Source organism: Klebsiella sp. HMSC09D12 (assembly GCF_001808475.1).
Classification (GTDB): Bacteria; Pseudomonadota; Gammaproteobacteria; order Enterobacterales; family Enterobacteriaceae; genus Klebsiella; species Klebsiella oxytoca.
In genome coordinates, this window is sequence record NZ_KV793506.1 from 220,675 (window position 1) to 221,043 (window position 369).

The 369-nt window shown below is 61.0% G+C and carries 1 protein-coding gene; it reads left to right on the plus strand.

Annotated elements, in window-relative coordinates; all coding sequences use genetic code 11:
• A partial coding sequence (locus HMPREF3178_RS31175; protein ID WP_175438967.1) for a fimbria/pilus outer membrane usher protein occupies window positions 1–369 on the plus strand: 369 nt, incomplete at both ends.

Genomic DNA, 369 nt, shown 5'->3' on the forward strand with positions numbered 1-369 from the left:
CGATGAACGACACGGTCGTGCTGATCAAAGCCCCCGGCGCAGATGGCGTGAAGGTAGAAAACCAGACCGGGGTACGGACCGACTGGCGCGGCTACGCCGTTCTGCCCTACGCCACCGAATACCGGGAAAACCGGGTGGCGCTGGACACCAATACGCTGGCCAATAACGTCGACCTTGATGATGCGGTGGTCAGTATTGTGCCCACCCACGGGGCGATTGCGCGCGCCGAATTTAAGGCCAGCGTCGGCATGAAGCTGCTGATGACGCTGACTCACAACGGTAAACCGGTTCCTTTTGGCGCCATAGCCTCCGCTGTCGATAGCCAGGCCAGCAGTATCGTCGCCGATAACGGCCAGGTCTACCTGAGCG